We start from the raw sequence: 11,983 nt of genomic DNA on the forward strand, positions 1-11,983 counted from the left end.
TTACTAAGAATGTAAACCGGGTAGAAGGAGAATAAAATGACAATTGCACAAATGATATCACTGTTAGGTGGAGTAGGTCTTTTCCTCTTTGGAATGTCTATTATGTCTACTGGCCTTAAAAACAGTTGTGGTGATAATCTTCAGATTATTTTAGAGAAAGCTACTACTAATAAGTTTGTAGCTGTCGTTGTCGGACTTGTAATGACAGTCCTCGTACAGAGCTCTTCAGCTACTGATGTTATGGTTATCGGCTTTGTTAACTCAGGCATGATGACTTTAGCACAGGCTATTGGAGTTATCCTTGGTGCTAATATCGGTACCACAATCACAGCACAGATTACAGCCTTTAATATTGCTACATACACACCACTGTTTCTTTTCTCTGGTGCGGTAATGTACTTATTTATAAAGAAGGATTTGGTAAAGCACATCGGTACAGTTATCATGGGTTTTGGTATGCTCTTCCAGGGTATTACCATCATGAAAGCAGCCATTGCACCACTTTCACATTCTGAAATGTTCAAGAATTTCCTTAGTGGTCTTACCAATCCATTCGTAGCATTAGTATTTGGTATTGCGTTTACAGCTCTTTTACAGAGTTCATCTTCAGCAACAGTTATCTTCCAGGCCTTCGTTGTACAGGGCATTTTGGATTACAATGTTGCGGTATATCTTGTAATTGGTGCAGCCATCGGTTCTGTTACACCTAACTTACTTGCTTCACTTACAGCTAATAGAAACGGAAAGCGTTCAGCTATCCTGAATCTTTTATTTAATGTAATCAGAGCAGCAATCATCGTTATTATTATTAATGTGACACCATTGCTCAGCTGGATTCAGTCTACATCATCAGATCCAGCTCGTCAGATAGCTAACACACATACAATCTTTGCTATTTTGGCAGTTTGTATCATATTCCCATTTACAGATTACATCATCAAGCTTACATATATGTTCATTCCTGAGCTTCCAGAGGAGACTCGTGCAGCAGAGGACAGAAAGCTTGTATTTATGACTCAGATGGGCAATGTACCACCAAACATGGCTATTCATCAGGCACAGCTTGAGGCTGCCAGAATGGGTGCTATTGCAGCAGAGAACTATGAGAAGGCTATCGACTGCTTCTTCGATTACTCACCTGAAAAGGTAGAGGATGTTGAGGAGCGTGAGGAGACTGTCAATATTCTTAACCATGCTATTCAGGATGCAATGGTTAGACTTCAGACTTTGAACCTTACACCAGCAATGCTTCGTCGTATTTCTGCTATAACAATTGCAGTAACAGATATGGAGCGTATCTCAGATCATGCTGAGAACATCATCGAGTACGCTACACGCATGAAGAATAAAAAGACTAAGCTTTCAAAGAAGGCTGCCAAGGAACTTAAGGAAATGGCAGAGAATTCTATGGAAGAGGTTGAGCTTGCTATCGACATCTTCACTTCTGAAAACTATGACAATCTTTCTAAGATTGAAAAGCTTGAGTCAAAGGTTGACAAGCAGGAGAAGCAGCTCATCAATCATCACGTAGAGCGTCTCATGGAGAACAAATGCGAGCCTATCGCAGGTGTAATCTTCTCCGATATGGTTACAGATATCGAGCGATGCGCTGATCACGCAATCAATATTGCATATGCGTTAAAGGATACGAATAAATAGGAAAAATCCACCCTTAGGGGGTGGATTTTTCTGTGTGATACTTCTGTGATACTTCGTGACGTATACTGTGTTCAGAAAATGAAACAGAGAACAAAGTAGACGTTGAGCGCAAGGGCGCAGGAGGTATTGAAATGATTTTAATTATCGCATATGTAGCATTTGCAATCGTAGGTATTGGAGTATTCCTTTATACAAGAGATACTGATGAAGAGTTCTACGAGGAGCCACCAGTAGAGAATGAAATCGGAGATGCTTATCTTTACAGATTCGTTGAATCTGATTATGAAAGAGTAGAAAAAGCATTGATGAAGTTTGCAGATGAATTAGCAATTGGAAGAAGACTTGCATAAGAGCAAAATTCCTTATAAATATCGAATTTAGAGAACAAAAATAAACAGAAAATACACAAGTGTCTACTATAATATTTAAATACTAAAATTTTTACTAACGGAGGACGGGGAACAATGAAAAACAGATTTGTGGTATTAGCAATGGTAGGAGTTATGGCTTTGTCCATGGTTGCATGTGGCAGTGCAGCAACTAACACAGAGACAGAGTCAGCACAGGTAGAGGACGAGGCAGTGCCAACAGCTTCTAATGAAGCAGCACAGGACTTAGAAGAAAACTCTATCGATTTTATTAAGCAGATTTCTAACGAGTGTGCACCAGAGATTGATTTCACTGACTGTGGTACATTTACAGATATGCTTAACAAAAAGAAGATTACTGCAGGCATGGGATATGCAAATATTACTGTTGGTGATGTAGATGTTTTCGCAGTTACAAGTGGAACTTACGACAATATGGACGGTAATATGGCAGGTATCGATGCCACACTCTTTACTTATGACGATGGAAATATTGTAGAGCTTGGAAAGATTTGTTCAGGTGGAACAGCTTACCCAATTGCTACAAAGGATGGATATATTTACACAGCTTCAAATCACTGGGTTTGCAAGTATGTAATCGGTGATGATAATTCTCTTCAGATTATGGAGAAGGCATCAGTTGTATATGACACAGATGGAAATGGAACATATTTCTATGAGTCAGAGGATGGTGGAGATTACAGCCAGATTGATTCTGCACAGGCAGAGGAAATCATGAACCAGCTCTACGATGAGATGGGCGCAGCTGACATCATCAACTTCGATACTGTTCAGTAATATATAGAAAATACGTTTGACTTATTAAAGTCTATCACTATAAAATAGTGGTAGACTTTTTGTTTTGAAAGAGAGTATGTTATGAGTTTTGTCCATCTTCACACCCATACGGAGTATTCACTCTTAGATGGTTCCAATAAAATAAAGAGTTATGTCGCAAAATGCAAGGCTTCAGGAATGACTGCAGCTGCTATTACTGACCATGGAAATATGTACGGCGTCACAAAGTTCTATGATGAGTGCATGGCCCAGGGAGTAAAGCCAATCATTGGCTGTGAGGTATATGTTGCGCCAGGCTCGCGCTTTGATAGAGAAATGGTAAAAGGTGATGACAGATATTATCACCTTATTTTGCTTGCAGAAAATAAGGTTGGATATCACAACCTTATTAAGATTGTCTCAGCTGGTTATGTGGATGGATTCTACTATAAGCCTCGTGTAGACTTTGAGATTTTAGAGAAATATCATGAGGGACTTATCTGCCTTTCAGCCTGTCTGGCAGGAGAGGTTGCCAGAGCCTTAGCTCGTGAACAGTATGAAGAGGCAAAGGAAATTGTCCTTAAATATAGAGATTTATTTGGCGAGAATAATTATTTCCTTGAGATGCAGGATCATGGTATCGATTTACAGAAAAATGTAAATCAGGGTCTTATGCGTCTTTCAAGAGAGACAGGTATTCCACTTGTATGTACAAACGACTGCCATTACACAAATAAAGAGGATGCCTATAGTCATGATGTTCTTCTTTGTATTCAGACTGGAGCAAAGATGGATGATGAAGACAGAATGCGTTTCGAGACAGAGGAATTCTACGTGAAGACTGAGCAGGAAATGTTGAATCTTTTCCCTTACGCAAAGGAAGCAGTTTATCGTACTCAGGAGATCGCAGATAGATGTAATGTGGAGATCGAATATCATGTTGCAGGCTTGCCACCATTTGCTGTTCCTGAAGGTTATGATGCCTGGACATATCTCAACAAGCTCTGTTTCGATGGTTTGAAGGAGAGATACGGTGATGATGCACACCTTTACGAGGAGCGTCTTACCTATGAGCTTAACACCATCAGGGAGATGGGCTATATCGAGTACTTCCTTATTGTTTGGGATTTCATAAATTATGCCCGCACACATGATATTCCTGTTGGACCAGGCCGTGGTTCCGCTGCTGGTTCCCTAATCAGTTACACTACAGGAATCACTGATATCGATCCAATGAAATATAATCTGGTATTCGAGCGATTCCTTAATCCAGAGCGTGTATCAATGCCTGATATTGATACCGATTTCGATCCTGAGGGACGTGAGGAGGTTATCGATTATGTTCGTAAAAAATACGGTGATGACTGCGTAACACAGATTGTTACCTTCGGTACCCTTAAGCCAAAGAGCGTCGTACAGGATGTTGGTCGTGTAATGGGACTTCCAATTCCTTACACCAACAGCATAAAAAAGCTTATTCCAGATGTGTTACCAGATGGCAAAAAGGTTACTATCGAAAATGCGATTAAGTATAGCCCAGACCTTAGGGCTATGTATGAGGCTGATGATGAAATCAGAAAGCTTCTTGATATTTGTAAGAGTCTGGAAGGCTTGCCACGTAACACTGGTGTACATGCAGCAGGTGTAGTTATTTCTGGAAAGCCTACAGATGAATATATGCCACTTGCCCTTGGAAAGGGTGATGTTATCATCACTCAGTACGAGAAGGAAGTTATTGAGGAAATCGGACTTTTGAAGATGGATTTCCTTGGTCTTCGAAACCTTACTGTTATTAATGACACTCTCAAGCAGGTGGAAAAGAATTACGGCATCAAGCTTGATTTACATGATATTGACTACAACGATAAAGGGGCAATGGAGCTCTTCGCAGCTGGAAAAACAGATGGTGTTTTCCAGTTTGAATCTGCAGGAATGAAGAGCTTGCTTAAGCAGCTCAATCCAACACAGATTGGAGATTTAATATTGGCTAATGCGGTATATCGTCCAGGCCCAATGGATTTCATTCCAAACATTATCGATTGTAAAAATACAGGCAAGGAGTCTCCATTTATTCAGAGATTCCCACTTCTTAAGGATGTGCTTGCGGATACCTACGGCTTCCCTGTTTATCAGGAGCAGGTTATGCAGATTATGACTACCTGCGCCGGCTATACCATGGGTCGTGCTGACAATGTCAGACGAATGATGAGCAAGAAAAAGAGAGACAAGCTGGCAGAAGAGCGCCCAACCTTCGTACAGGGATGCTTTGATAAAAACGGAATCTCAGCAGAAGAGGCAGACTGGCTTTTTGATCAGCTTATGCCATTCGCTGAGTACGGATTTAATAAAAGTCATGCAGCAGCATATTCTTATGTAGCGGTTCAGACTGCATATTTGAAGAAATATTATCCGCTTGAATTCATGGCTGCCCTTATGACCTCAGTGCTTAACAGCAGTACAAAGATTGCTGAGTACATTGCAGTATGTCGTGAGTCAGGAATTGAATTGCTTCCACCAGATGTTAATTATGGAGAGGCAGATTTCGCCGTTGATAATGGAAAGATTAGATATGGTCTGTCTGCTATCAAATCAGTTGGAAGCAGCACTATCGCAGCTATTATAGAAGACAGAAAAGTAAATGGCCTTTATCGTGATTTGGAGGATTTCATCAAGCGAGTTGTTAAATATGATGCCAATAAACGTACCGTCGAAAATCTGATTAAGGCAGGAGCCCTTGATTCCTTAGAGGGCAACCGTCGTCAGAAGGTCTGCATCTATGAAGTCATCATGGACTCAGTTAATAAGGATCGAAAAAACACTATTGATGGTCAGATGTCACTTTTTGATTTTGCAGATGAAGAGCAGAAAGAATCATTAAGGATTAGCCTGCCAGATTTGGATGAATTTCCTAGAGAGATTCTCCTAAGCTTTGAAAAGGAGCTGATGGGAATTTACGTTAGTGGTCATCCGTTGGATGAGTTTCTTCCTCTTCTTGCTAAAAATGTTACAGCTCATGCAAGTGAGTTTAATACAGCAGGTGATGAGGGCGAAGAGGTAGCCTTTGGAGATGATGAGAGCAGCTCTGCAAGTATCAAGGATGGAGCAGAGGTAATCATCGGTGGAATTATCATGGAAGCAGCCCTGAAGTATTCAGCCAAGGGTAATGCTTATGGAAATATTATTCTTGAGGATTTATCAGGCTCAGTTAAGGTACTTGCCTTTGCAAAGACCTACGACAGAGTTCGCTCATTACTTGTAGAAGGAAATAAAGTTTTCATTAAGGGACGAGTACAGAACGATGGCGAGCGCGAGGCTATCCTTATTTGCGAGGATGTTAAATCCTTTGATGACTGTAAACGCGAGGTCTGGATTCAGTTCGCAGACAAGGCAGAGTACGAAGCATCAGAAGCTACACTGGCAGATTCAATTCGTTCCATGGATGGCAACGACAGCATAGTTATCTACTTAAAGGCTGAAAAGGCAAAAAAGGTAATGCCACCAAGCTGGAGCTTATCCGCTACTGAGGATAACATCAAAGTGCTTAGTGTAAAATTTGGCGCAGACAACGTCAGGGTTGTGGATAAAAAGCTTGAGTTTGTGGGAGCTCAAAGAAAAAACTATAAATAGACACAGAAAAAGAATATTTGGATGATAAAATCGTGATGGTGATAATGGAACCGCTGACTAAGGTAAATAACAGAGCCCAGTTCCAACGATATATTGCCAAGAGGATGAAAACACCTTCATTGCCAGATATGGTGAAGATGAATTTTTAGCAGAAGCAGACAAAAGATTGTATGAAATGAAGCGAAAACGTTAAAAAAATAACTATTGAAAACGTTTACAAAAGAGGCTAAAATAGATTGGGATTGTTTGAAAAGGGATACATTTAGGAGGAATAATCAAATGGCAGACAAGATTAAGACTATAGGTGTTCTTACCTCCGGTGGTGATGCACCTGGTATGAATGCGGCTATTCGTGCCGTTGTTCGTCAGGCTATTGCTCATGGTAAGACAGTTAAAGGAATCAGACGAGGTTACGCTGGTCTTCTTTCCGGCGAAATTATAGATATGAACGCACACAGTGTTTCTGAGACTATTCAGCGCGGTGGTACTATTCTTCAGACAGCTAGATGTCTTGAGATGCTTCAGCCTGAGTACCAGGAGAAGGCAGCTAATATGTGCCGCGAGCATGGTATTGATGGTCTCGTAGTTATCGGTGGTGACGGTTCATTTAAGGGTGCACAGAAGATTTCTCACTTCGGCATCAACACAATTGGACTTCCAGGTACAATCGATCTTGATATCGCTTGTACAGAATATACAATCGGTTTCGATACAGCTGTTAACACAGCTATGGAAGCTATCGACAAGGTTCGTGATACATCTACATCACACGAGCGTTGCTCTATCATCGAGGTTATGGGTCGTGGAGCAGGTTATATCGCTCTTTGGTGCGGTATCGCTAACGGCGCTGAGGATGTTCTTCTTCCAGAGAGATATGATTACGATGAGCAGAAGCTTGTAAATCACATCATCGAGGGACGTAAGAAGGGTAAGCAGCACCACATCATTATCAATGCTGAGGGTGTTGGTCATTCTACATCTATGGCTAAGCGTATCGAGGCAGCTACAGGTATCGAGACACGTGCTACTATCCTTGGTCACATGCAGCGTGGTGGTTCACCTACATGTAAGGACCGTGTTTATGCATCTACAATGGGTGCTATGGCAGTTGATCTTCTTTGCGAAGGCAAGACAAACCGTGTAGTTGGTTATCGCCACGGTGAGTTCGTTGATTTTGATATCGATGAGGCACTTGCAATGCACAAGGATGTTGATGAGTATCAGTACAAGATTTGCAATTCTTTGAACAATGATTACAAGTACGAGTAATAATCAAATCAAAAACATAATGACACTTAACAAAAAAGCCAGAGAGCGTAAAGCTCAAAGGCTTTTTGTGGTTGAGGGAATTAGGGCGGTGGCAGAAGTACCATCGTCTCTTTTGCATGCTATCTATTATGTGGAGGGCTTCGGCTCTTCTGCAGATGGCGCATCTTTTATATCAGAGATTACAGCCAAGGCACCATCCGTTCAAATAGAAGAGGTAGCCAAAAAGGTTTTCGATTCTATGAGCGATACTGTTACCCCACAGGGAGTTCTTGCTCTTGTTAAGATGCAGGATTTTACTATGGAGGATGTGCTTGGAAAGTCTTCTGGAAAGCCAGCACATATAGTGGTTTTAGAATCCTTACAGGATCCAGGCAACATGGGTACTATCATTCGTACTGCTGAGGGCGCAGGTGCTACTGGAATTATTATGAACAATACTACAGTAGATCTTTACTCCCCCAAGGTAGTTCGTTCTACAATGGGCAGTATTTTCAGAGTACCTCATTTAGTGGTTTCTGATTTAGGAGCTACCTTGACAGAGCTTAAGGAGCAGCATGGAGTTTCAGTTTATGCAGCTCACCTTAAGGGAGAGAAATTCTACGACGAATTCGACTACTCAGGTCCTACAGCTTTTATGATTGGAAACGAGGGTAATGGACTTACAGATGAGGCTGCATCCCTTGCTACCAGCTACTTAAAGATTCCAATGGAAGGACAGCTGGAATCACTTAATGCATCAGTGGCAGCAAGCATACTGATGTATGAGGCATCACGTCAGAGAAGAGGATAAGGTGTATATGAGAATATGGTTCAAATCGTGGAAGGATAATCATATGCTTCACGACCTTGTTGTTGAAGACGATTCAGAGGAGACTCGCACACACAAGATTTTTAACGCGGTTGATAAGGCAAGCTATGAGTTTGACACAAGCAAGCCTGTTTGGTTGGATTCTACTATCCGTGATTTTAAGCGTCATGGAAAAGCCAGATTTACCCAGGATAATTTTGTGGACGAGGTTCCCTTTGATTACCTTGAGATACACGTACTTGATGAGGATTAATGTTTTATGAACAAAAGTAAATCAATTGATTTATTAAATGGGTCTATAGGTAAGGGAATGTTTCAGTTTTGCATTCCTTTATTTATGGGACAGCTTTTGCAGCAGCTATACAACATAGCTGACGCATGGGTTGTTGGTAACTTTGCTGAAAGTAATGCCTTTGCAGCTATAAGCTCAGGCGGCGCTTTGAGCTTTTTTATTGTAGGTTTTTTCGGTGGAATGGGTGCCGGCGGAGGCATTATCATAAGTAGATATTACGGTGCAGGGGATGATGAAAACATTCGAAAATCTATACACAGTAATGTTTTATTTGCTTTGATATGTTCTGTGGTTGCCACATTGATTGGTGTTACCTTTGTGCCATTTATGCTTCGCATTATTGATACGCCAGCAGAGGTACTTCCATACTCACTGACTTACTTTAATATTTATTTTGGTGGCATTTCCACCATCGTTTTATACAACGTATTTATGAACATAATGCGTTCGGTGGGAGATAGTTATCACCCACTTTTATATCTTTTATTCTCATCAGTTCTCAACGTAGTGCTTGATGTGATTTTGGTGGCTGGCTTCCATACAGGAGTAGTTGGTGCAGCAGTAGCTACAGTTGTTTCTCAGGGAATATCAGCATTACTTTGCTTCATTCGCCTGATTCGTATAAACGATAATACTGGAGTAATAATCAGAGATATTTTTAAATGGCATCCAAGGATGATGAAGGAAATTCTTGTGCAGGGACTCCCTATGGGCTTACAGAATTCTGTTATTTCTATAGGTAATATTGTGGTTCAGAAGAACATCAATGCCTTCGGACCTCATGCTATGAACGGTATGGGAGCATACTCGAAGATTGAAGGATTCGTCTTCCTTCCAATCACAAGTATCTCCATGGCTATTCCTACATTTATAAGCCAGAACCTTGGTGCCAGAAAATACGACAGAGCAGTTAAGGGTGCTCGCATGAGCGTTATTGCTGGTGTGGTTCTTGCAGAGACTATCGGACTTATTTATTATCTGTTTGCAGATACAGCTCTTGGTTGGTTCATCAAGAATCCAGAGGATATTTCCTATGGTCACATGCAGGTGGCAGTGTGCGCCTTTTTCTATTGTTTACTTGCTTACTCACACTGCGCAGCAGGTATAATGCGAGGTGCTGGAAAAGCAATTGTACCAATGGCTACTATGCTCACCTTCTGGTGTGGTGTCCGTATCATATACGTGACCACAGCGATTCATTTTATACCAAAGTTTACCACCATCAGTTGGTGCTACCCACTTACCTGGGCTTGCTCGTCTATCGTATTTACAATATGGCTTCTCACCTCCGACTGGCCACACGCGTATGACACGCAGCATTTATGGAATTAAATATTTAAGAAAGAGTTAATAAATAGTTGCAGAGAAATGTGGTATAATGTATACGTAAAGAAATACGGGGAGGTGATTCAGTTTGGATTTGAGTATGTTTCCAGATGATGGTGTGAACTCTTGGAACACCGTCATGCTACTTTATGAATCAGCTATTAAAAAAGTTCGTACCAAGGTTGAAATTCTTAATGATGAATTCCAGCAGGTACATCAATATAATCCAATTGAGTACATTAAGACAAGAGTCAAGACACCGGAGAGTATTGTTAAGAAGCTCAAGAAAAATGGTTATGAGGTTTCAATACCTAGCATGATTGAGCATTGTAATGATATTGCAGGTGTGCGAATTGTTTGTTCCTTCACTTCGGATATTTACCAGATAGCCGAGATGATTGGACGTCAGACAGATGTTACAGTTGTTTCTATTAAGGATTATATTAAAAATCCTAAGGAGTCAGGTTATAAGAGCTACCACATGCTCGTTACCATTCCAATCTACCTGTCAGATAAGACGGTAGACACCAAGGTAGAGATTCAGATTCGTACCATAGGAATGGACTTCTGGGCCAGCCTTGAGCACAAGATTTATTACAAGTTCGAAGGTAATGCACCAGATTATATCAGCCGCGATCTTCGTGAATGTTCGGAAATCGTTTCAATGATGGATACTAAAATGCTTCAGCTTAACACAGCCATCATGCAGACGAAGAAAGAAGAGGAAGAGCGTGAACGCCACGCTAACGGGTGGCAGGAAAAGGTTGTAGAAGGAAATACCTTGTAGTATCATAAAAGCTGTCGGAAAAATTCCGACAGCTTTTTTTAAGGAGGACAGTAATGTTAGAAATTTTAAAAGCGATTTTATTTGGTATAGTTGAGGGAATTACAGAGTGGCTCCCAATTAGTAGTACAGGCCACATGATCCTTTTGGATGAGATTGTAAAGCTCAATGTTTCTGAGGACTTTTACAGTATGTTCCAGGTAGTTATTCAGCTTGGTGCCATCCTTGCAGTAGTAATTATTTTCTGGAATAAGATTTGGCCATTTGGTAAGAAGGGCAACAGAGCTCCTCTTAGCGAGAATGGTATCGGTGCATGGATTAAGGGAGATATCTTTGTTCTTTGGTTCCACATCTTAGTTTCATGTGTTCCTGCAGCCATTGTAGGTGTTCTTTGGGATGATTTATTCGAAGAACTATTCTACAATCCTACATGTGTTGCACTTGCACTTATTGTGTTTGGTGTGGCCTTCATCATTGTTGAGACAAAGAAGCACGGTCACAATGCAAAGATTAATTCAGTAGCAGATATCACATACACAACAGCATTTTTAATTGGTATGTTCCAGCTTATTGCAGCTATCTTCCCAGGTACATCACGTTCAGGTGCTACAATCGTAGGTGCTCTTATCATCGGTGTGGCACGTACAGTTGCAGCTGAGTACACCTTCTACCTTGCAATCCCTGTAATGCTTGGAGCCAGCCTTCTTAAGATTGTTAAGTTTGGTCTTAGCTTCACAGCAATGGAAGCATTTATCCTTATCGTAGGTATGGTAGTTGCCTTTGTTGTATCTATGTTTGTAATTAAGTTCCTTATGGACTACATCAAGAAGCACGACTTCAAGGTATTCGGATGGTACAGAATTGTACTTGGTATCATCGTGCTTGTGTGCGGATTCTTAGGCCTTATTTAATTAAACAGTATATTATTGAGTATGTAAAAGTCATCACGCTGTGAATAAAACAGCATGATGGCTTTTTTATTGCATATTACACTTTTTTCATAAATTTATGCTATGGTTGGATTTACTGGGAGAATAGTCGTTTAATACTTTATTTCAAATTAGTGTAGATGA

10 protein-coding genes are annotated in these 11,983 nt (G+C 40.8%); all 10 read left to right on the top strand.

Going from position 1 to position 11,983, the window contains the following annotated elements; translation table 11 throughout:
* The first annotated feature begins 36 nt into the window (after positions 1–36).
* The 10 genes from BLP54_RS07960 (at position 37) to BLP54_RS08005 (ending at position 11,821) form a co-directional block, all read left to right on the top strand.
* A complete protein-coding gene (locus BLP54_RS07960; protein ID WP_090168533.1) occupies positions 37–1,659 on the top strand; it encodes a Na/Pi cotransporter family protein in 1,623 nt (540 codons plus the stop codon).
* A gap of 131 nt (positions 1,660–1,790) precedes the next feature.
* Positions 1,791–2,009 carry a hypothetical protein gene (locus BLP54_RS07965; protein WP_090168536.1) on the top strand — a complete coding sequence of 73 codons (219 nt, stop codon included), beginning with the start codon at positions 1,791–1,793 and terminating at the stop codon, positions 2,007–2,009.
* A 114-nt stretch (positions 2,010–2,123) separates the two neighbouring features.
* Positions 2,124–2,825, top strand: coding sequence for a hypothetical protein (locus tag BLP54_RS07970; protein ID WP_090168538.1), 702 nt, complete (start codon positions 2,124–2,126; stop codon positions 2,823–2,825).
* 81 nt (positions 2,826–2,906) lie between these two features.
* The gene (locus tag BLP54_RS07975; RefSeq protein WP_090168541.1) at positions 2,907–6,431 is read left to right on the top strand and encodes a DNA polymerase III subunit alpha; all 3,525 of its coding nucleotides are present in this window, start codon (positions 2,907–2,909) and stop codon (positions 6,429–6,431) included.
* A gap of 279 nt (positions 6,432–6,710) precedes the next feature.
* Complete coding sequence (gene pfkA, locus BLP54_RS07980; RefSeq protein WP_090168544.1) at positions 6,711–7,700, top strand: 6-phosphofructokinase; 990 nt, start codon at positions 6,711–6,713, stop codon at positions 7,698–7,700.
* Entirely contained in the window at positions 7,681–8,490 is an 810-nt protein-coding gene (locus BLP54_RS07985) for a TrmH family RNA methyltransferase (RefSeq protein WP_090168547.1), read from the top strand. The genes pfkA and BLP54_RS07985 overlap by 20 nt, the downstream gene beginning before the upstream one ends.
* Positions 8,491–8,497: 7 nt before the next feature.
* Complete coding sequence (locus tag BLP54_RS07990; protein ID WP_090168550.1) at positions 8,498–8,761, top strand: hypothetical protein; 264 nt, start codon at positions 8,498–8,500, stop codon at positions 8,759–8,761.
* A gap of 6 nt (positions 8,762–8,767) precedes the next feature.
* Positions 8,768–10,132 (top strand): MATE family efflux transporter, encoded by a 1,365-nt coding sequence (locus BLP54_RS07995; protein WP_242870664.1) that lies wholly within the window; start codon positions 8,768–8,770, stop codon positions 10,130–10,132.
* 94 nt (positions 10,133–10,226) lie between these two features.
* On the top strand, positions 10,227–10,913 hold the full coding sequence (locus tag BLP54_RS08000) for a GTP pyrophosphokinase (RefSeq protein WP_028246036.1): 687 nt from the start codon (positions 10,227–10,229) through the stop codon (positions 10,911–10,913).
* A gap of 53 nt (positions 10,914–10,966) precedes the next feature.
* Positions 10,967–11,821 (top strand): undecaprenyl-diphosphate phosphatase, encoded by an 855-nt coding sequence (locus tag BLP54_RS08005; protein ID WP_090168553.1) that lies wholly within the window; start codon positions 10,967–10,969, stop codon positions 11,819–11,821.
* Positions 11,822–11,983 lie beyond the last annotated feature (162 nt).

It is taken from the genome of Pseudobutyrivibrio sp. 49, assembly GCF_900100545.1.
Classification (GTDB): Bacteria; Bacillota; Clostridia; order Lachnospirales; family Lachnospiraceae; genus Pseudobutyrivibrio.